Origin of the sequence: Mucilaginibacter limnophilus, from assembly GCF_004005815.1 — a bacterium.
GTDB lineage: Bacteria > Bacteroidota > Bacteroidia > Sphingobacteriales > Sphingobacteriaceae > Mucilaginibacter > Mucilaginibacter limnophilus.
On sequence record NZ_SACK01000010.1, the window covers coordinates 62,524 to 84,079 of the forward strand.

Genomic DNA, 21,556 nt, shown 5'->3' on the forward strand with positions numbered 1-21,556 from the left:
AAGCACTTGATGGGCATATATCTTCATATCTGAAGATGACAAAAGAAAATCAGCGCAATCATCAAATCACAAAAATCAGGTTTAAACAACTACTTAACTACCACTGCTACAGCCACTGCCACTGCTCTCCTCTTTCCACATTCACTATTTTCTCAACAACACCGCAAAGCCTGAAATTTTTTCTTACTTTTGTACCCCGTACACAAACATTTGGCATCGGCTTTAAACCGCTTGTCAAAATTCAAAAAACAACATGACCAAGTATATTTTTGTTACGGGCGGCGTTACTTCGTCGTTAGGGAAAGGCATTATTTCCGCATCATTAGCTAAACTTTTACAGGCGCGCGGCTACCGCGTAACCATCCAAAAGTTCGACCCTTATATCAACGTCGATCCGGGAACGCTTAATCCTTATGAGCATGGCGAGTGCTATGTAACCGAGGATGGTGCCGAAACCGACCTTGACCTTGGCCACTACGAGCGTTTTTTGAACACGCCTACCTCGCAATCAAATAACATTACCACCGGACGTATTTACCAGAATGTGATCACACGCGAGCGTGAGGGTGCTTTTTTGGGTAAAACGGTACAGGTTGTTCCGCATATTACTGATGAGATAAAACGCAACTTCCGCATACTTGGTGAAAACGGCGAGTACGACATCGTGATAACCGAAATTGGCGGTACCGTAGGTGACATCGAGTCGCTGCCGTTTGTTGAGGCTGTGCGCCAGTTCAGGTGGGAAATGGGTTCGAGCAATTCACTGGTTATACATCTTACGCTTATACCTTTCCTTGCTGCGGCGGGCGAGTTGAAAACCAAGCCGACGCAACACTCGGTTAAAATGCTATTGGAATATGGTATTCAACCGGATATTCTGGTTTGCCGTACCGAGCATCACATTAATCAGGATATCCGTAAAAAGATCGCCTTGTTTTGTAACGTGAATATCAACGCGGTTATCGAGTCTATCGATGCGTCGACCATATACGATGTTCCCCTGCTGATGCTAAAAGAGCAGTTAGATAAAACTGTATTAACTAAATTAAAGCTTCCGCTTAAACATGAGCCTGATCTGGAAAGCTGGAAGGACTTTCTTGGCCGCCTGAAGAACCCTACGTCAGAAGTACGCATTGGCTTAGTAGGCAAGTATGTTGAATTACCTGACGCTTATAAATCAATCACTGAGGCATTTATACATGCCGGCGCTAAAAACGAATGCAAGGTACGTGTAGAGTTTATCCATTCGGAGCAGTTAACGCCGGGCAATGCGATTGAGCGCCTTAAAGGCCTGCATGGCGTATTGGTAGCGCCGGGCTTTGGCGAGCGTGGTTTCGAAGGGAAGATTGAGGCTATTCGCTATGTGCGCGAAAACAACATTCCATTCTTCGGTATATGTCTGGGTATGCAGTGCGCTGTAGTTGAATTTGGCCGTCATGTATTAGGCTTTGAAGATGCCAGCAGTACCGAAATGAATCCTGATACCAAGCACGCGGTGATCAGCATGATGGAAGAGCAGAAAAAAATCACTGCCAAAGGCGGCACTATGCGTTTGGGTGCTTACCCTTGCGATATTAAAAAAGGCACAAAAGCAGCCGCCATATATGGCAAAACCCACATTACCGAGCGCCACCGCCATCGTTATGAGTTTAATAATGAGTTTTTAAAGGATTATGAAGCCGCGGGAATGATACCATCGGGTATTAACCCGCAAAACAACCTGGTTGAGATAGTTGAGCTTAAAAATCACCCATATTTTGTGGGTGCACAATTCCACCCCGAATTAAAATCAACAGTTGCTAATCCGCATCCACTTTTTATTAACTTTGTCGCCGCTTCGCTGGCTTATGCCCGCAAGAATTAATTTGTTCGAATAATAAAAATGGATAGAAATACATTCACAGGGTTGTTCCTGATCATGATCATCCTTGTTGCGGGCTTCTATATCATAAGGCCATCGGCAGATGATATAAAGAAAGCCCAGGAAACGGCACATGCCGATTCGGTTAAAAAAGGCCTCATTAAAACTCCCGGTGATGCTGTAAAAACAAATCAAACAGCTAAAGCCGATACAAATCAAACTATTGATTCAGCCGTATTAAAAACACCTTTTGGTGCGGCTACCATAGGCAAACAGAATATTGTTGTTTTAGAGAACAGCGATATTAAAGTTAACCTTAACACACTGGGTGGTAAAGTACAAGCCGTTGAGCTTAAAAACTATAAAACCTTCGATAAAAAGCCGCTGGTGTTGTTTGATGGTGACGGCAATAAGTTCGGTTTCAGCTTTGCCGCAGCAAATAAGGATATTAATACCAACAACCTGTATTTTACGCAGGTTGCCACTTCTGATACTTCGATTACGCTGCGTTTAACTTACACTCCTCAGCAGTATATCGATTATGTGTACACCCTGCCTGCAAACGGCTTTAAACTTGGTTTAACCGTTAAAGCAACCGGGCTTGATAATATTATTGCCAACAGCAAGTCGCTTAACCTGCAATGGGCTGCCAGTCTGCACAAACAGGAAAAGGACATGAAGCAGGAACGCGAGTTTTCGACTGTATATTATAAATATGCCAACGATAACGTTGAACACCTGACGGTTAATGGCGACGAGCAGAAAGACGCCACCGACAAAGAAAAAAAGGTACAGTGGATATCATTTAAACAGCACTTCTTTTCAAGCGTGCTGATTGCTAAAAACGGCGTTGAAAAAACCAATGTTGAAGTTAAAACTGATGTAAACAGCCTGACTGACGTTAAGAATATGACCGCGAATGTTACGCTTATGCGTGATGCTGGTGGCGCTATTCCGCTGGAGTTTTACTTTGGCCCAAACCAGTTCAGCATCCTTAAAAAACAAGGATATGACTTGCAGGACCAGGTTGACATGGGCTGGGGGCCGCTTAAATACATTAACCGTTTTGTTGTATTGCCGGTATTTAACTTCCTTAACCAGTTTAACTGGAACTATGGTATAATTATCCTGGTACTTACCATTTTGCTTAAACTGGTATTATCGCCGCTTACCTACAAGTCGTACCTGTCAATGGCGAAAATGCGTGTGCTTAAGCCGGAGATGGATGAGATTAAGGCGAAAGTTGGTGAAGAAAACCCTACCCTGCTACAACAGGAATATCTGAAGCTGTACAAAAAAGCCGGTGTAAATCCGCTGGGCGGGTGTTTGCCTTTGGTATTGCAAATGCCAATCGTTATCGCTTTCTTCCGCTTTTTTCCAAGCTTGTTTGAGCTTAGAGGCGAGAGCTTCCTGTGGATGAAAGACCTGTCTACTTACGATGCAGTGATTACCTGGGGTTCAACCATACCGGTATTTGGTAACCACATCAGTTTAATGTGTTTACTGATGACCATTTCGACACTGATCTATACTTATTTCAACAATCAGGTATCGGGCGCTACAGGGCAAATGAAATATATCGGTTATATTACCCCGCTTATTTTCTTTGGTATGCTGAACAGCTACCCTGCCGGTTTGAACTATTACTACTTCCTGGCCAACATGTTAACTTTCGGTCAGCAGTACCTGATCAGGCTGATGGTTGATGACAAAAAGATCCATGCTAAAATCCAGGAAAACAAACAAAAACCTGAAGATCCTAAAAAGAAAAAATCAGGCTTTGCCGCTAAAATGGAAGAAATGATGCGCCAGCAACAACAAGCGCAGCAGGGAAAGAAGAAGTAGGTTAGAGGTTGGAGATTACTAATCAGAGGTTAGTTTCTGTTACAATAATTAAAGTCCGCATTACAATGCGGACTTTTTTGTTAAAGCGCTTTTTCTCAAAATTCTTAATCTCTAATTACTGACCTCTAATCTCAATTTTCAAAAAAATCGCTAACATAATTAGCAAATCGCTACATTTGAATTATGTATGCGATAGTGGATATTGAAACGACGGGTGGGCATGCCAATGCCAATGGCATAACTGAAATTGCTATATGCATACATGATGGGATGCAGGTTGTTAAACGCTACGAAACGCTTGTAAATCCACAGAAAGATATCCCCGTATATATTCGCGCGCTTACCGGTATCAGTAACGAGATGGTGCAGGAAGCACCGCTTTTTAAAGATGTCGCGCATGAAGTTTTTCAGTTATTAAGCGGAAAGATATTTGTAGCACATAACGTAAATTTCGATTACTCCTTTCTGCGTTATCACCTGGCGCAAGCCGGTTACGACCTTAACTGTAATAAGCTTTGTACCGTAAGGCTTGGCCGTAAAATAATGCCGGGCTTTCCATCGTATAGTTTGGGTAAGCTGTGCGTACAACTGGGCATCGAAAACCTGAGCCGCCACCGTGCCGCCGGCGATGCCGAGGCTACCGCGAAATTGTTTGGCATGTATGTCGCGGCTGATAAGGACGGGCATATCACTAAGGCGCTTAAGCAAAATTCAAAAGAGCAGTTGCTGCCGCCAAACCTTTCTAAAAAGGATATTGAACAATTGCCGTACATGCCGGGCGTATATTACTTTCATGATAACAAAGGCAAAGTAATTTATGTAGGCAAGGCCAAGAATCTTAAGAAACGTGTTTGCAGCCACTTTACCGGCAACAACCCGGGCAGGCAGCGGCAGGAGTTTTTGAAAAATATTTACAGCATTACCTACCAGCTTTGCGGCACCGAACTAATTGCCTTTGTGTTGGAAGCAATTGAAATAAAACGCCTGTGGCCAAAATATAACCGCTCACTTAAACGCTTCGAGCAAAAGTATGCACTGTATGATTATATAGATCAACGAGGATATGTGCGCCTGGCTGTGGATAAATATCACAAGCATCAGCAGCCTTTGTACACTTGCAATACCTTGTACGAAGGTTACACACTGGTAAACCGGCTGATTGAAAACTTTGGTCTATGCCCGAAACTTTGTTTTATACAAAAGGGGCTGAGTACGGTATGTAATGGAGTTCATGGTGAGAACTGCGCCTGCACCGGTACTATGCCGCCCGACAAGTATAACGAACTGGTAAATAACGCGGTTGAGTCGCTTAATGAGGCGCTGCCAACCTTCGCAATACGCGATGAAGGCCGTACGTTTGACGAGCACAGCTGCATACTGATAGAAAAAGGCCGCTTCTATGGCATGGGTTATGTGTCGCACTACTTTCAGGCTGATGGTATTGACCACCTGAAAACCCATCTTACCCCCTACCCAGGAAATGATTATATCCGCAATATTGTGTCAAACTACGCTGCCCGTTATCCGGAAAGGATGATGATGTTTGATACGAGGCTGGTTTCTGAACCTCTGATTGATGTGATTTAATGATCGATATGATTTAAATCTGCATCAGCGTAATCACCAAATCACATCAATCAGCGGTTCAACAAACTGCGTTAGGGATAACAGTGGATACCGGCCCTGTGGCTAAGGCCCTGCAGGCGTATGAATGTATAGCCCGACCCGAAGGGAACGTCCAAACCACTTTATGTCCTGACTGACACCTAAACAAGTTAGGTGATGACGCTGAATTTTAGGTAGCGTTTGCCAAATCCAAAATTCCTCCAACAATCTCCGCACCTGTTGGTTATTCATAATCATTACCTATAAAAAACATTATTATGGATAGCATAAATGCAAATCAACCGGAAGATAACATTGAGAACCTTGAAGGCAACGAAGCCTGGAAAAAACTAAAAGAATTGGCCGAAAAAGCCGATACCTGCTTTTTTTGCAGCAATATTAAAACCGGCCTGCCTTTTTCAACACGACCAATGTCGCCGCAAAAAATTGATGATAACGGCGACCTTTGGTTCCTAAGCTCGAATGACAGCCACAAAAACGACGAAATCAGCCACGACCCGTTTGTGCAGTTGCTGTTTCAAGGTTCAAGCTACTCGGGCTTTTTAAATATTTATGGCATTGCCGAAATCAGCGAAGACAAAGCCAAGATTGATGAGCTTTGGGATCCGGTTTTAAAAGTATGGTTTACCGAGGGTAAGGATGATCCGCGCATCAGCGTGATAAAAGTATCACCGACTCAAGGTCACTATTGGGACAACAAGCATGGCAACGCCATTGCTTTTGTTAAGCAGGTAGCGGGCGCTATAGTTGGTAAAACCTTTGATGATTCAATTGAAGGAGACTTAAAAGCGTAGTTTTTTTATTTCGAATTTCGAATGTCCAATTTCGAAGGTAACCATGTGGTTAAAATAAATCCGAAATTGAACATTCGAAATCCGAAATCATTATATCACTCCCGCTTTCTCCAACTCCGCTTGCATTTGCTGCTGTAATTTCAGTGCTTCGGCGCGGGCTGCTTCAGCGAAGTCTTCTCCGTTTGAAGCATAAATTATTCCTCGGGACGAGTTAACCAACAGGCCACACTCTTTAGTAATGCCGTATTTGCATACTTCTTCAAGGCTTCCACCTTGTGCACCTACTCCGGGTACCAGCAAAAAGTTATCAGGGGCATATTTGCGTATATCGGTAAACTCGGTGCTTTTGGTGGCGCCTACCACAAACATGAGCCTGTCGGCACCTGCCCAGGTATTGGCCTTTTTAATTACTGCTTCATATAATGTGCCTTCGGGGGTTCCGAGATATTGAAAATCCTTACTACCCACCGATGATGTAAGCGCCAGCAGGATGATCCATTTCCCTTCGAATTTCAAATATGGCGTTACGCTATCATTACCCATGTAAGGTGTTACGGTAATGGCATCGAACCCCATACCTGATGCTTCCTCATCAAAAAACGCGCGGGCATACATGTCAGACGTATTGCCAATATCGCCGCGTTTAGCGTCAATTATACTTAATATATTTTTTGGTATATACTTATAAGTATCAATAAGGCTCTGCAGTCCTTTCACACCGCGGCTTTCATAAAAGGCGGCATTGGGCTTGTAGGCCACGCACAGGTCAGCAGTGGCGTCGATTATCCGCTTGTTGAACTCGAAAACCGGGTCGGGATATTCTTTTAAAAACTCGGGGATCTTAGTGATATCGGTATCAAGGCCGACACATAAAAACGACTTTTTTTCTTTTATCTGCGCGATGAGGCTGCTGCGTGAGATCATTAAAAATAATTTTTTCGTCAAAAATATAATAAATAGCTGTGCCCGGGCCGATAAATATTTATATTAATTTGAAAATTAAAATTAAATAGGTAACATTGCAGTGTTATCCTTTTTGAAATTTTCTTGTACCAAAGAAATTTTTAAAATTCCCGTTATCTTTTTATAACAATTACGCAGTTTATATGTTGTATATGGGAATCCCGGACGACAGTCTTTCAAATAATAATTCTGTTTTTGAACTATAATCCAACACATGTCTGATACTATTGAATTGAACGACAAACTCGTTTCAGAGTTGCGCGAAATTGCAAAAAGTTTAGGTATTGAAGAAGCTGACGAATTGCGCAAGCCGCAACTTATAAGCCGCATAAAAGAGCAGCAGCAACTCATTGAGTTTGCACGCGCCCAGCAAGATACCGTTGAACAAGCTTATGCTGAAAAAAATAAACCGGCAGCTACCGAAGGTGGAGATAAACCCCGTAAAAGAACCCGTTCTGTAAAACCAGCACAACCGGTTTCACGCCGTCCTGAAGTTCCGCTTGACGATACTAAATTATTCGACCTGCCTGATGAAGAGCAGGTTTCAAACGAAGATACTGATGAAGCACCTGCTGAAATTGCTCCTGCACCTGTAGCTGAAGCACCTGAGCAACAACAACGCCCCGAACCTCCGGCAGAAACACGTCCGCAAAAATTTGAACGCCGTAACCCGCAAACACAGCAAAAAGCCCAGGAACCGGCAATCAATCTTGATTTTGATAATGTTATTGTAAACGAAGGTGTACTTGAAATTATGCCTGATGGCTATGGCTTCCTGCGCTCGTCTGACTATAATTACCTTACTTCGCCTGATGATATTTACGTATCACAATCGCAGATAAAACTGTTCGGCCTTAAAACCGGCGATACTGTGCGCGGCAGCATACGCCCGCCAAAAGAGGGTGAAAAATATTTTCCGCTGGTACGTGTTGAAGCCATTAATGGCCGGATACCTGCCGAAGTGCGCGACCGCGTACCATTTGACCACTTAACGCCGCTTTTCCCGTCGGAAAGATTGAACCTGTTTACGGACCCGAACAACTATTCAACCCGTATAATGGACCTGTTTTCACCTATTGGTAAAGGTCAGCGTGGTTTGATTGTTGCACAGCCAAAAACAGGTAAAACCATGTTGCTTAAGGACGTGGCTAACGCTATCGCGAAAAATCACCCCGAAGTATATCTGATCATCCTGCTGATTGACGAACGCCCTGAGGAGGTGACTGATATGGCCCGCAGCGTACGCGCCGAAGTGGTTTCATCAACTTTTGATGAGCCTGCCGAGCGTCACGTAAAGATCGCCAACATTGTACTTGAAAAAGCAAAACGCATGGTTGAATGCGGTCATGACGTAGTGATCCTGCTTGATTCAATTACCCGCCTTGCCCGTGCTTACAATACTGTAGCGCCTGCATCAGGTAAAATATTATCGGGTGGTGTTGATGCTAACGCATTGCACAAGCCTAAGCGTTTCTTTGGTGCAGCCCGTAACATTGAAGATGGCGGCTCACTTACCATCATTGCTACAGCGCTTACCGAAACCGGCTCGAAAATGGACGAGGTTATCTTTGAAGAATTTAAAGGTACCGGTAATATGGAGCTTCAGCTTGATAGGAAGCTGTCTAACAAACGTATATTCCCTGCTATTGATATTACCGCATCGAGCACACGCCGCGATGATTTGCTGCTTGATCGCGATGCCCTGCAGCGTATATGGATATTGCGCAACCACCTTGCCGATATGAACTCACAGGAATCGATGGAGTTTCTGCAAAGTCAGATTCGTGGCACTAAAACCAACGAGGAATTCCTTATTTCCATGAATTCTTAATACTTTCGTATCGCAGCGTTACAGTTTAGCATAATGTTAACCTGTAACGCTGTAATACTTAATAAACCCCTCATAACTTCATCCGTAAATGAAGAAACGAGTAAGAAAACATTTGCCCAATTTTATCACCTGCGCCAACTTGTTTAGCGGCTGCATAGGCATTGTACTTACTTTTACCAACGATGATCTGATACTTGCTTCGTACGCTATTTTCCTGGCGGCGATATTTGATTTTTTTGACGGATTGGCCTCACGCGTATTGCAATCATACTCAGGTATTGGTAAAGACCTTGATTCACTGGCCGACATGGTAAGTTTCGGCGTGTTGCCTTCGGCGATATTATATGAACTGTTTTTACAGGCCCCGCAAATTGACAAAGTTGGCAGCTATCTTAGTTTTATAGCCTTTCTGATACCTGTATTCTCGGCGTTAAGGCTGGCTAAGTTCAATGTTGATACGCGCCAGTCGGAAAGTTTTATTGGTCTTCCAACTCCTGCAAATGCTATCCTTATCGCTTCGTTTCCATTGATATTGCAACAGCATGGCACCATTTCACAGTACATATTAAACCCATACATTCTTACTGTTTTTGTTTTGGTGATGTGTACGCTGCTTGTGGCTGAGTTGCCCATGATGTCGCTGAAATTTAAGAACCGCGACTTCAATCAAAATATTTACCGCTATTTACTGCTGCTGTTTTCGGCAATATTGATACTATTTTTTAAATTTGCCGCAGTTCCGGTGGTGATATTGATATACATCGCCCTATCTATAATCCAATTCAAAATAGCACATGATAAAGTTCCAGGCTGAAATAGATGTAATGCCCAAAAAAGAAATACTTGACCCTCAAGGAAAAGCCGTAACCGGCAGTATGAAAAACCTGGGCCTTGCCGAAATACAAAACGTACGCATTGGCAAGCATATTACATTAGAGCTTGAAGCTGAAAGCGAAGAAGCTGCACATAACAAGGTTGACGAAGCTTGTAAAAACCTCCTAGCTAACCTGATTATGGAAAGCTATACCTTTACAATACAGCAGGCTTAATTAAAATTAAAGTTCCGCTTCTTTTTCCTGCTTAATTCTTTCCAGCTCGGCAAGGCTGCTGGTAAGTAATTGCTTTACAGCACCAAACTTGTTGCTAACCTCTGCAGGGTTGGGTGAACCTGTTTTGCTCATCATTTCTACGTCCTGCAACAGGGCCTGGCTGTTAAGCATCCCAAAAAAACCAAGGTTGGGCTTTAGTTTATGTGCGGCCGAAGCTGCGGTTGACCAATCTTTAGCTTGTATGGCCGTATCAACCATTTGCAGCAGTTCGGGAGTCTGCTGCAGAAACATGGTAATTGATTCTACAATAAACTCGTTGCTGCCATCGGCTATTTCATATAAGAACGAAAGATCCAGATCGTTGGTGTCAGACATATCAGGGCTTGCTAAATAAGAGGTTGCAATCACAAAACTATAACTTTTTAACAATTAAATTATCTTTCAATAAAGTTTTCAGTTGCGAAATTGTTTTGCCAAAAATGGGGTGTACAAAGTGTGTGGCTATCTCATCCAGCGGCTCAAGGGTAAACCGCCGCTCGTGCAGGCGGGGATGAGGTACATGTAATCCGGGCTGCTCAATTATTTCGTCTCCGTAAAAAAGGATGTCAATATCTATCACCCTTGCGCCCCATCTTTCACGCCGCTCTCGGCCCATTTCCCGCTCAATAGCTAAAATTTTATCAAGGATGGCTTTTGCAGGTTCCTCTGTATCAATTAACACCACCTGATTAAGGTAATCCGGCTCATCAGTTTTTCCCCACGATTGTGTTTCATATACCGACGAAACCCTTTGCACAGGCGCTATTTCATTTGAAATTAACTGAATAGCCTGTTTTAAAAGCGCTTCCCGCTCACCCAGATTGCTTCCCAGCAATAAAAAGACCTCTTTCATGTAACAAATTAAATTACAGGCGCTCTTATGTAAGATAACGCTGCTGATTGATTAAGTTTGCGCATAGATAAAAGTTTAAAAATTCTTAATGAAACAATTCTTCAAATTTGTTCTGGCTACTGTAGTCGGTATAATTGTATCATCTATCATCCTTATCGTTATTTTTATAGGTATAATTGGCGGCATCATATCTTCAGCCGAGGACGATGTAACCGTAAGCGCCAATTCAGTGTTGAATCTTGAATTTAAAGGTCCAATCGGGGAACGTACACCGAATAATCCGTTAGCCGAATTAAGTTTTCTTGGTTTTGATAAGGAGAAAAATATTGGTTTAAACGACATATTGGCTAACATAAAAAAAGCCAAAACCGATGACAACATAAAAGGCATATTCCTTGATCAAAGTTATCTGGAAACCGGGCAGGCCACCACTGAAGAGATACGCAACGCGCTTATCGACTTTAAAAAAACCGGCAAATTTGTAATAGCTTACGCCGAAGTTTATACGCAATCGTTCTACTATCTCGCCTCCGTTGCTGATAAAATCTATCTTAACCCTAACGGTTATTTCGACCTGAGCGGCTTCAATTCGGAAGTTACCTTTTTTAAAGGAACGCTTGATAAGTTAGGCATCGAGGCACAAATCATAAAAGTGGGCACTTATAAAAGTGCTGTTGAGCCATATTTCCTTACAGAAATGAGCCCGGCTAACCGCCTGCAGGTAAGCTCTTACTTGAATTCGATGTATAACCATTTCCTTACCGGGATAAGCAAAAGCCGCAGCATCAGTCGCGATTCACTGTATAGCTATGCTAATAAACTAAAAATTCAATATCCTCAGGATGCGCTTAAACTGAAACTGGTTGATGCTTTGAAATACAAGGATGAAGTGCTTGTCGAATTGAAAAAACGTACAGATGTTGACCCGGATGACGACCTGAACAGCGTTTCAATAGCTGAGTACACCCATAGCAACGGCAGCAAATCAGATGATAATGGTGCGGAAGAGGGTTCATCGCGCAACCGTATTGCCATGATCTACGCCAGCGGCGAAATTGTAGGCGGAGATGGTGACAATGAAACCATAGGTTCTGATAAGCTGTCTGAAGCTTTGCGTAAGGTAAGACTCGATAATAAGGTAAAAGCTGTAGTACTGCGTGTTAACTCACCGGGTGGCAGTTCGCTGGCATCGGATGTGATATGGCGCGAAGTGGCGTTAACCAAAAAAGTAAAGCCTATTATTGTATCAATGGGTGATGTAGCGGCTTCGGGCGGTTACTATATTTCGTGCGCCGCCGATTCTATCTTCGCACAGCCAAATACAATCACCGGTTCTATTGGTATTTTTGCAGTGCTGCCTAACATGCAAAAGTTTTTTAATGACAAGCTGGGGATCACCTTTGATAATGTAAAGACCGGTCAGTACGCCGACCTTGGGGATATATCACGCCCCCTTACTCCTGCCGAGCGCGGTATATTGCAAAATCAGGTAAATCATGGCTACAGCATATTCACTAAAGTGGTTGCCGATGGCCGCAAAAAAACTCAGGCGTATGTGGACAGCATTGGTCAAGGCCGTGTGTGGACAGGCGAACAGGCAATGAAAATTGGCCTTGTCGACCGTTTGGGTAACATTAATGACGCGGTAAAATCAGCTGCAAAAATGGCTAAACTTAAAAATTATAAGTTAGTGACTTATCCTGAACAGGAAAGCGTTTGGGGGCAGCTTGGTGCAGGGCTTAGCGCTGAAGTAAAACAAAGCATGCTGAAATCAGAACTTGGCGACAACTATGCTTATTATGAACAGATAAATAGCCTGAAAAGCATGATGCGTGTGCCGCAGGCGAGATTGCCATTTAATGTGGTGATAAAATAAACAAAACAATTTAACACTAAGCCGCCTTCATAAAAGGCGGCTTTTGTATTTTTACGGCTAACTGATTCAATGGAAAATAAACCTATATCCCGCACGCTTCGCCTGCTTTCGCAATTAATGGAACTTCATAACGAGAATACCTTCAAGGTACGCTCAGTTGCCAACGCGGCTTTTAAAGCTGATAAGCTGCCTTTTAAAATGGAGGGTAAAAGCTTTGACGAACTATCAAAAATTGATGGTTTTGGTAAAAGCATAGCCGGTAAAGTAATTGAACTGCTGGAAACCGGCACCATTGCCGAACTGCAGGAACTGTTGGCAAAAACGCCTGAGGGCATTGTAGAGATGATGGGCATTAAAGGTATAGGCCCGAAAAAGATTGCTATAATTTGGAAAGAACTGGGTATTGAAACTATTGGTGAATTGTTTTATGCCTGTAACGAGAATCGCCTGATAGAAGCAAAGGGATTCGGACTAAAAACTCAGGAAGAAATACTTAAAGCTATTGAATACCGCATGGCCAGCAATGGCAAGTTCCTTTATGCACAGGTTGAAAAAGAGGCTCACCAGTTTTTACAGGAAATAAAGGCAATGTTCCCTGAGGCGCTGAAAAACTTTGCGGGTGAATTCCGCAGGTATAATGAAGTTATAAGTGAACTGGTGGTTATTGTTGGCAGTAATGATCAGCAAGTGGCGCTTAACAGCATTGCCAATTCAGGTTTGTTGAAAAATGCTACTGTAATTAATAATCATGTTAATGGCGAACTGGAAAATGGTTTACTGGTTGATGTAATTTGTACTACCAAAGGTGACTATTACGAAGAACTATTCAATAACACAGGAAGCGACAAGCATATTGAGGCGGTTATAGAACGCATTTCTGGAACTTTAGAAGAGCCTGAAAGTGAAGAGCTGATCTATAAAAAAGCCGGTTTGGCCTGGATACCGCCCGAATTGCGTGAAGGTGATACTTATATTGAAAAGGCGGCTAACAACAAACTGCCAACGCTTATTACTTTCCACGACCTGAAAGGCTGCCTGCATAATCACAGTACCTGGAGCGACGGTGTACACACTATTGAAGAAATGGCCGCTTATTGCCGTGACGAGTTGAAACTTGAATATTTAGGCATATCCGACCATAGCCGGACCGCCGCTTACGCCAAAGGCTTAAGCATTGAGCGGGTGTTACAGCAGCATGAAGAGGTGGAACACCTGAATAAAAAGCTGGAAAACTTCCATGTATTTAAAGGAATCGAATCAGATATATTAAGTGACGGTTCGCTTGATTACCCCGAGGAAATACTGCAGCGCTTTGATTTTATAGTAGCATCGATACATGCCAATCTTAAAATGGATGAAGAAAAAGCTACTACCCGTTTAATAAAAGCTATCGAAAATCCTTATACAAATATACTGGGCCACCCTACCGGACGGTTGCTGCTAAGCCGCAAAAGCTACAGCATCGATCATAAAAAAGTAATTGACGCCTGCGCGGCTAACAACGTGGTCATCGAAATCAACTCAAATCCGCTGCGTTTAGACATGGACTGGCGTTGGCATCAATATGCGCTCGACAAGGGCGTTTGGCTGTCAATAAACCCGGATGCTCATCGTAACGAAGGCTTTTTAGATATGCATTGGGGTATAAACGTTGCCCGGAAAGGTGGTTTATACAAAGAAAGATGTTTAAATGCCTTATCATTGCAGGAAATTACGGCATTTTTTAAACAAAAAAGGGCCTGATTAACTTTGAGTGTTAATGCTTACAGAAAAAATTGACGCGCTGCAGCAAAAAGGCAGCAAACCCAATATACTGGTGATAGGCGATCTGATGATTGACCATTACATTACCGGTGGCGCATCACGGCTATCGCCCGAAGCGCCGGTACCTATTGTTAACCTGAAAAGTGAAACTAATACGCTTGGCGGCGCGGGCAACGTAGTGCAAAACCTGGTATCGCTTGGCGCTAACGTAATGGTTGGCGGTGTAATTGGCGATGATATTTATGGGCAGCAGCTATGTGCTATTCTTGATCAGGAAGGTGTATCAGCTGATACCATACTGGTTGACAATACCCGCACAACAACTGTTAAAACAAGAGTTTTAGCCGGAAGTCATCAGTTGCTGCGTATCGACCGGGAGGTTACGGCTAACCTTTCGGCAGAAATGGAAGATGAGCTGTTTGCTAAGCTTAGCCCATCAATTGAATCGGCTGATATAGTATTACTGAGCGACTACAACAAAGGATTGTTTTCACGGGCGCTCACACAGCGGATCATCAACTTCGCTAATAGCAAAAATAAAAAGGTGATTATCGACCCGAAGGGACTTGATTACACCAAATACAAAGGCGCCTATTTGATAAAACCAAACCGTAAAGAGCTTGGTGAAGCGGCAAAAGCCGAACGCATTGATACCTTTGAAGCAGTGCAGCAGGCGGCAAAAGTTATATTTGCACAAACGGAAACCGAATACCTTGTAGTTACCTTATCTGAAGAGGGCATGGCGGTGATAAGTGAACTGGCTTACAAACTGTTACCTGTAAAAGCAACCGCTGTGTTTGATGTAACAGGCGCAGGTGATACGGTACTGGCTACCGTCGCATACTTTTTGGCTTCAGGCTTTGAAATAGACGAAGCCTGCGAACTGGCTAACCACGCCGCAGCAATAGTAATTAAAGAAATAGGCAGCGCTACTACTACTATAGATGCCATTAAACAACACATACTTAACCGTGAATAATATGGTTATTGAAGATTTATTAGAACACCAGCAAACCCTTCAAAAGGTTATTGATACGTTACAGGATGACATAAAAGCCGGTTGTGAACTTATAACGTCGGTAATTAAAACAGGAAATAAAGTATTGTTAGCCGGGAACGGTGGCAGCGCTGCCGATGCTCAGCATATTGCAGCAGAACTTACCGGCCGCTTTGTAAAAGAACGTAAACCTTTGGCAGGCATTGCTTTAACTGTAGATACTTCGGCGCTTACAGCTATTGCTAATGACTATGGTTACGATCATGTTTTTTCGCGTCAGGTATCAGGTCTTGCCCACCCGGGCGATCTGTTTATCGGGATCTCAACAAGTGGTAATAGTCAAGGCATACTAAACGCGTTTGCGGCAGCTAATGACATTGGTTGTAAAACATTGGGACTTTCTGGTCGTGATGGTGGAAAAATGAACGGTATTTGCGACTTGAATATTGTTGTGCCGAGCAACACCACCGCCCGCATTCAGGAGATGCACATACTGATAGGCCATATCCTCTGCAAAGCGGTTGACGAACTTTTTTAATTAATTCAGCTATTTAACATGCGCACCAACCTCGAACAAACGCTTGTAAACAAAATATGTGATTGGGATAAAGCAAAACAACTTGTTGACACCTGGAAACAGGAAGGCAAAAAAGTAGTGTTTACCAATGGCGTGTTCGATTTGCTGCATATCGGGCATATTACCTACATGGCAAAAGCTGCCGATGAAGGCGACAAACTGATCATCGGCCTGAATAGTGACAGTTCGGTTAAACGTATTAAAGGCGAAACCCGTCCGGTTAACGATCAGAATAGTCGCGCCGCTATTTTAGCTGCACTGTTTTTTGTTGATGCCATAGTTATTTTTGAAGAGGATACCCCTTTGAATTTGATATCTGCACTGTTACCCAACGTACTTATCAAAGGCGCCGACTACACCATTGATAACATAGTGGGTGCTAAAGAAGTAATTGCCAATGGCGGCGAAGTAAAAACTATTACTTTTGTTGAAGGCTATTCATCTACATCCATAATTGAAAGGATAAGGAAACAAAACCAGCCGGGTTAACATGAAAATACTGGTTATCCGCTTTAGTTCAATGGGCGATATTATCTATACAACGCCCGTTGTACGCTGCCTCAAACAGCAGTTGCCGGATGCCGAGATACACTTTCTTACCAAGCCAGTCTTTAAATATATTTACGAGGGTAACCCCTATGTTGATAAGCTGCTCCTGCTGGAGGATACGCTTTCAGCTACAATTGCAGCAATAAAAGCCGAACGTTACGCTCATATTGTCGACCTGCACAATAATCTGCGCACTACCATAATTAAGCTGCGTACGGGTATTAAATCATCAACCTACAACAAGCAAACCATACGCAAGTGGCTGAGCTTGAAGCTTAATGTTAAGCTGGTACCACCTGTGCATCTGGTTGACAGGTACATGAAGGCGGTGGCGGTACTTGGCGTACAAAATGATAATCGTCCTATAGATTATTTTATCAAAGGAAATCACTCACTTGAACAGCTAGTACCTGTTAGCCATCAAAATGGTTATATCGCATTCGTTATTGGCGCAACACACTTTACCAAGCGAATGCCAAATGACAAGATCATAAGCATCTGCTCGAAATTAAACGCTCCGGTGCTGTTATTAGGCGGGAATGATGTAGCCGCCAACGGCGATATCATTGCCGCTTCAAACCCCAATAAAATTTATAATGCCTGCGGCAGAACTTCGCTTGATGAGTCGGTTTTCCTGGTATCGCAGGCAAACAGTATTATCGGCTTTGATACCGGCCTAACCCATATCGCCGAAGCATTTAATAAACCTATTGTATCTGTTTGGGGCGGTACCGTACCCGAACTTCTTGGCGTACAGCCATATCATGTTAAAGAATCACTGGTAGCAGGCATTGAACTCCCCTGCCGGCCGTGCTCAAAATTTGGGTTGCCAAAGTGTCCGCTGGGACATTTTAAATGCATGTATGATCAGCCTGAAGCATTAATTACAAATTTTGTTAATAGTTTAAGCAACCGTTAACAAATTGTTTTAGCATTGCAGATTTCAATTTATTGGATATCTTTACAGGCGATTTCAATCTTATCACAAACTTGAAAAAATCTTTACTCATTATCTGCCTTGCGGCAGCTTCGTTAATTTCCTACGCACAATCTCACAACGATCATAAATCAACTATCACTTTTGGTATAAAGGGTGGCGGCAACTTACTTAGGTTTCAAGAAACATTTGACAACTCATCAGGTAAAACCAAAAGTTACAATCAATATGGCTTTCATGCCGGCATATATGTGAATATTAATTTAGATGACCATTTAGCTGTACAACCACAAGTATTATATACTAATAAAGCTGGTAAATTAAGGTTTCTACAAAACTCTGTAGATAGAGATTTGGAACCCATAATATTTTCAGGTGATCAGAAATTCACTTTAAATTACTTACATCTACCTATTGATGTTATTTACAAAATACCTGTTAGTAATAATAAATTCTTCTTTGGTGTAGGTCCGTTTATTAGTTATTGTTTAAACGGCAAAGCGAAAGCAAAAATATATAACTATACGGGGAGCAATAGATATTTAAGTGCAGGATATGATGGTAAAGCCACATTTAGGTATGAACCCGGTAGTGTTAAACGTTTTGATTATGGCATAAACGCGATTGTTGGATTCAAACTTCGTCAAGGCTTTGTAGTAAGCGCGAACTATGATTTAGGTTTAGCTGAAATTCAGAAAGATCTTAATTATGAACTTTTTGCCTATCCACCCAACCCTGAAAATAATATTAAAACCCGTGTTGCCAGTTTATCAATTGGATATGAATTTTAAAGTTGATTAATAACATATTCCACCATAATTATCACGCAATGAAAAAAGCATTACTTACCATCTGCCTTGCAGCAGCATCATTAACTTCATTTGCACAGTTTTACGGCGACTATGAAGCGCCGGTAACTTTCGGTATAAAAGGCGGCGCAAACTTTGCCAGCTTCCAGCAATCTGTAGAAGGCTTAGAAGGATCGGCATCAAGTGGTAGTGTAATTGGCTATCATGCGGGCGTATACGCTAATTTTAATATCGATTATTATTTTGCTATTCAGCCCGCATTACTGTTCACCGTTAAAGGCAGTAAATTTAAATATAGTGAGAGCACTGAAATTGAAGACATAGGAACAGTATCTGTTTTATCAGATGACAAGGCCACTTTAAACTACTTACATTTCCCTGTTAACCTAATATATAAGGTACCTACCGGTGATAATAAGTTCTTTTTTGGTGCCGGACCATTTATTAGCTATGGCTTAAGCGGCAAAGCAAAAACAAAACAAACCGGAACATTAATGGATGAAACATTTACCAATGAGGTTGAAGGCGACGTCACTTTTGGTAATGAACCAGGTAATGTAAAGCGTTTTGATTACGGCGCAAATGCACTTGTGGGATTTAAATTTTATGGCGGTTTTGTTATAAGTGCAAACTATGATTTTGGCTTAGCTGAAATTCAAAATAACACAGATGACGAAACCGGAATTACTACCAAAGTAAAAACCCGCGTTATCGGCTTATCAATTGGATACGAATTTTAAGCCATTCAAATAAGCAATTTTATCCATCACAAATATATTTTTTTATGAAAAAAGTTCTATTAACTATCTGCCTTGCGGCAGCAACATTAACCACATTTGCACAAGCCCCTACCTTTGGTATAAAAGGCGGTGTAAACTTTGCTAAACTTCAAATCTCTGCTGAAGGTACTGACATGACTGCCAGTTCAGGCAACAATACCTTATTTAATGCAGGTGTATTTGTTGATTTTAAGTTTGATAAAGTATCTGTTCAACCGGGTCTTTTTGCTACTGCAAAAGGTGGAAAGTTTTCATCAAACCTTATGGATGATGAAGGCAATGCACTTCAGGATGCATCAGCTAAATTCAATTTACTATATCTGCAAGTACCTGTAAATGTTGTATATCACGCACCTGTAACCGGCGGAGAATTTTTCTTTGGAGCAGGGCCGTTTGTAGGTTATGGCATATCTGGAAAAGCTACCGCTAATGACGGATCGTCAAGTCAAAGTGAAGACGTAAATTTTGGTGATGATGGAGAATTTAAAACCATTGATGCAGGTGTGAACGGTATTGCAGGCTTTAAGTTTGCCAATGGCTTCCTATTAAACCTAAATTACGATCTTGGCTTAACCAATATTGCAAACAATAGCGGCGACGGCAGAATCAAAACAAGGGTATTCGGCATATCAGTTGGTTACCAGTTTTAACAAACAATACTTCAATAAAACAGTTAAAAGAGGAGTATACACTCCTCTTTTTTTATGCTATGAAAAGACTTTTGCTTATACGTCATGCCAAAGCTACCCACGAAAGCGGTTATATAGATTTTGAGCGACCGCTTACGCCGGAAGGTGTTGAAGATGCGTCTTACATGGCTGAGCGTGTAAAAGAACAAAATATTGTACCCGATATACTGATATCAAGTCCGGCTTTGCGCACATTGGCAACGGCTAATATCTTTTCACAGCACCTAGCTGGAAGAAAGCCTGAAACAAATAAGGATATTTATGATGCCAGCGAACAAACACTGTTAAAAGTGATCAACAATTTCCCTGACAATGTGGATTATATTGGCCTGGTAGGTCATAACCCGGGTATAAGCCAGATATTGTATTACCTGACGGGCAAAGTGCAAGAAATGGATACTTCAGGGATAGCGCTAATTGAATTTAAAGTCGACAGTTGGACTGAAGTAAGTGGCGAAACAGGTACGCTTATCAGCTATGATTCACCTAAATCAGCTTAAACGATAGGTTTTGCCTGGTAATGACGTGACATAACCATGCATTTCAAGATTTAATAAAGCCATAGCCAGCTGGCTCATTGGCATATTGGTTTTAATGGTCAATTCGTCTATTGAAAGCGGCGACTTATGTTGTAACATAATGTCGAACACCAATCGTTCAGCAGGTTCCAGGTCAATAGGCAATAGCATTTGCTCGCGTGGTTTTGCATCACCGGGCTTTTCCCAGCCAAGGCTATAAGCAAGATCGGCAGCGCATGTAAGCAGCATGGCTTTATTATGCCGTATCAGAAAATTACATCCTTCCGAAAACTCATCCCCTAACCTGCCGGGAAAGGCAAATACGTCACGATTATATGAATTGGCGATCTCGGCAGTGATAAGCGCGCCGCCTTTTATACTCGCTTCTATAACAACTGTTGCGTCGGCCATACCTGCTACTATCCTGTTTCGGGCAGGAAAGTTTTCCCTGTCAGCCTTAGTTTCAGAAGCATACTCGGTTAACAATCCGCCGTTCTCAAGCATTTTTTGCGCCGTGCTGCGGTTAGCCGCCGGGTAGAAAGTATCTAATCCATGCCCAAGTACACCAACTGTGGGTAAGTTTAGGCGTAATGCTTCCTTATGTGCGGCAACGTCAATACCATGAGCAAGTCCGCTCACTATCAAAACACCATACTGCTGCAGGTCTTCAACCAGTTGTTTGCATAGCTGCCTACCATAATCGGTAGCATTACGTGTGCCTACTATACTGATAACATGACGATTATTAAGATCAGCATTACCTCTGCTATACAGCAGTATAGGCGCATCAACACAATTTTTTAACCGTTTAGGATACCTTGAATCACTATAAAACAGCACATCGATATTGTTCTTTTCAACAAACTTCACCTCCTGCTCAGCACGTTTCAGGGCTGCATCAAAGTTGAGTGATTTAACTGTTTTTTCACCAATACCGGGTACCTGCATCAGCCTTGACGGGCTTGCATTGAATATCTTTTCGGCATCGTCAAAGTAAGTAATGAGTGCCCGGGCAGTTACGGGGCCAATGTTTTTTACAAGGGATAAGGCGATTTGATGTAGTAAGGACATAAGGTTCTAAAATAAATAATTCCCTCCTACACTACATCATCAAAGCAAAATAAACAAAACTATAAAAATAGTTTGCAAACTATAAAAATAGTTGTATGTTTGTTCTACCAAACTATAAATATAGTTTAA

Annotated in this window: 21 protein-coding genes; 17 read left to right on the forward strand and 4 right to left on the reverse strand. The window is 42.3% G+C overall.

Annotation, left to right across the window (positions count from 1 at the left end; all coding sequences use genetic code 11):
• The first annotated feature begins 253 nt into the window (after positions 1 to 253).
• The 4 genes from EOD41_RS18420 to EOD41_RS18435 all read left to right on the forward strand — a co-directional run bounded on the left by EOD41_RS18420 (position 254) and on the right by EOD41_RS18435 (position 6,126).
• Positions 254 to 1,864 (forward strand): CTP synthase, encoded by a 1,611-nt coding sequence (locus EOD41_RS18420; RefSeq protein WP_127707711.1) that lies wholly within the window; start codon positions 254 to 256, stop codon positions 1,862 to 1,864.
• 18 nt (positions 1,865 to 1,882) lie between these two features.
• Entirely contained in the window at positions 1,883 to 3,706 is a 1,824-nt protein-coding gene (gene yidC, locus EOD41_RS18425) for a membrane protein insertase YidC (RefSeq protein ID WP_127707713.1), read from the forward strand.
• Between the two features lie 183 nt (positions 3,707 to 3,889).
• Positions 3,890 to 5,293 carry an exonuclease domain-containing protein gene (locus tag EOD41_RS18430; protein ID WP_127707715.1) on the forward strand — a complete coding sequence of 468 codons (1,404 nt, stop codon included), beginning with the start codon at positions 3,890 to 3,892 and terminating at the stop codon, positions 5,291 to 5,293.
• A gap of 296 nt (positions 5,294 to 5,589) precedes the next feature.
• Positions 5,590 to 6,126, forward strand: a complete 537-nt coding sequence (locus tag EOD41_RS18435) for a pyridoxamine 5'-phosphate oxidase family protein (RefSeq protein ID WP_127707717.1) — start codon at positions 5,590 to 5,592, stop codon at positions 6,124 to 6,126.
• A gap of 90 nt (positions 6,127 to 6,216) precedes the next feature.
• Here EOD41_RS18435 and pyrF read toward each other — a convergent pair whose 3' ends face one another.
• Positions 6,217 to 7,047 (reverse strand): orotidine-5'-phosphate decarboxylase, encoded by an 831-nt coding sequence (gene pyrF / locus EOD41_RS18440; RefSeq protein ID WP_127707796.1) that lies wholly within the window; start codon positions 7,045 to 7,047, stop codon positions 6,217 to 6,219.
• Between the two features lie 256 nt (positions 7,048 to 7,303).
• Between pyrF and rho the strand changes: the two genes are divergently transcribed.
• The 3 genes from rho (at position 7,304) to purS (ending at position 9,969) form a co-directional block, all read left to right on the forward strand.
• Positions 7,304 to 8,920, forward strand: a complete 1,617-nt coding sequence (rho, locus tag EOD41_RS18445) for a transcription termination factor Rho (protein WP_127707719.1) — start codon at positions 7,304 to 7,306, stop codon at positions 8,918 to 8,920.
• Positions 8,921 to 9,008: 88 nt separating this feature from the next.
• Entirely contained in the window at positions 9,009 to 9,734 is a 726-nt protein-coding gene (gene pssA / locus EOD41_RS18450; RefSeq protein ID WP_127707721.1) for a CDP-diacylglycerol--serine O-phosphatidyltransferase, read from the forward strand.
• Positions 9,715 to 9,969, forward strand: coding sequence for a phosphoribosylformylglycinamidine synthase subunit PurS (gene purS / locus EOD41_RS18455; protein WP_205780592.1), 255 nt, complete (start codon positions 9,715 to 9,717; stop codon positions 9,967 to 9,969). Before pssA ends, purS begins: the two co-directional genes overlap by 20 nt.
• A 6-nt stretch (positions 9,970 to 9,975) precedes the next feature.
• On the opposite strand, the gene EOD41_RS18460 is transcribed toward purS, so the two are convergent.
• Together EOD41_RS18460 and folK are read right to left on the reverse strand one after the other, a co-directional pair.
• Positions 9,976 to 10,344: an Hpt domain-containing protein gene (locus EOD41_RS18460; RefSeq protein ID WP_127707723.1), complete on the reverse strand. Its 369-nt coding sequence runs from the start codon at positions 10,342 to 10,344 to the stop codon at positions 9,976 to 9,978.
• A 37-nt stretch (positions 10,345 to 10,381) separates the two neighbouring features.
• On the reverse strand, positions 10,382 to 10,861 hold the full coding sequence (folK, locus tag EOD41_RS18465; protein ID WP_127707725.1) for a 2-amino-4-hydroxy-6-hydroxymethyldihydropteridine diphosphokinase: 480 nt from the start codon (positions 10,859 to 10,861) through the stop codon (positions 10,382 to 10,384).
• Between the two features lie 88 nt (positions 10,862 to 10,949).
• Between folK and sppA the strand changes: the two genes are divergently transcribed.
• From sppA to EOD41_RS18515, 10 genes are all read left to right on the forward strand, one after another.
• Positions 10,950 to 12,737, forward strand: a complete 1,788-nt coding sequence (gene sppA, locus EOD41_RS18470; protein ID WP_127707727.1) for a signal peptide peptidase SppA — start codon at positions 10,950 to 10,952, stop codon at positions 12,735 to 12,737.
• A 69-nt stretch (positions 12,738 to 12,806) separates the two neighbouring features.
• Positions 12,807 to 14,480, forward strand: coding sequence for a helix-hairpin-helix domain-containing protein (locus EOD41_RS18475; protein ID WP_127707729.1), 1,674 nt, complete (start codon positions 12,807 to 12,809; stop codon positions 14,478 to 14,480).
• 16 nt (positions 14,481 to 14,496) lie between these two features.
• Entirely contained in the window at positions 14,497 to 15,480 is a 984-nt protein-coding gene (rfaE1, locus tag EOD41_RS18480) for a D-glycero-beta-D-manno-heptose-7-phosphate kinase (RefSeq protein ID WP_127707731.1), read from the forward strand.
• Between the two features lies 1 nt (position 15,481).
• On the forward strand, positions 15,482 to 16,036 hold the full coding sequence (locus EOD41_RS18485) for a D-sedoheptulose 7-phosphate isomerase (protein WP_164849982.1): 555 nt from the start codon (positions 15,482 to 15,484) through the stop codon (positions 16,034 to 16,036).
• Between the two features lie 18 nt (positions 16,037 to 16,054).
• On the forward strand, positions 16,055 to 16,564 hold the full coding sequence (gene rfaE2, locus EOD41_RS18490; RefSeq protein ID WP_127707735.1) for a D-glycero-beta-D-manno-heptose 1-phosphate adenylyltransferase: 510 nt from the start codon (positions 16,055 to 16,057) through the stop codon (positions 16,562 to 16,564).
• Position 16,565: 1 nt separating this feature from the next.
• Entirely contained in the window at positions 16,566 to 17,543 is a 978-nt protein-coding gene (locus EOD41_RS18495; RefSeq protein WP_127707737.1) for a glycosyltransferase family 9 protein, read from the forward strand.
• 71 nt (positions 17,544 to 17,614) lie between these two features.
• A complete protein-coding gene (locus tag EOD41_RS18500) occupies positions 17,615 to 18,352 on the forward strand; it encodes a porin family protein (protein ID WP_164849983.1) in 738 nt (245 codons plus the stop codon).
• A 38-nt stretch (positions 18,353 to 18,390) separates the two neighbouring features.
• Entirely contained in the window at positions 18,391 to 19,110 is a 720-nt protein-coding gene (locus tag EOD41_RS18505) for a porin family protein (protein ID WP_127707741.1), read from the forward strand.
• A 44-nt stretch (positions 19,111 to 19,154) separates the two neighbouring features.
• Positions 19,155 to 19,799, forward strand: a complete 645-nt coding sequence (locus EOD41_RS18510) for a porin family protein (RefSeq protein WP_127707743.1) — start codon at positions 19,155 to 19,157, stop codon at positions 19,797 to 19,799.
• A gap of 59 nt (positions 19,800 to 19,858) precedes the next feature.
• Positions 19,859 to 20,338 carry a SixA phosphatase family protein gene (locus EOD41_RS18515; protein WP_127707745.1) on the forward strand — a complete coding sequence of 160 codons (480 nt, stop codon included), beginning with the start codon at positions 19,859 to 19,861 and terminating at the stop codon, positions 20,336 to 20,338.
• On the opposite strand, the gene dprA is transcribed toward EOD41_RS18515, so the two are convergent.
• Positions 20,330 to 21,427, reverse strand: a complete 1,098-nt coding sequence (dprA, locus tag EOD41_RS18520) for a DNA-processing protein DprA (protein ID WP_127707747.1) — start codon at positions 21,425 to 21,427, stop codon at positions 20,330 to 20,332. The genes EOD41_RS18515 and dprA overlap by 9 nt on opposite strands.
• Between the last annotated feature and the right edge of the window lie 129 nt (positions 21,428 to 21,556).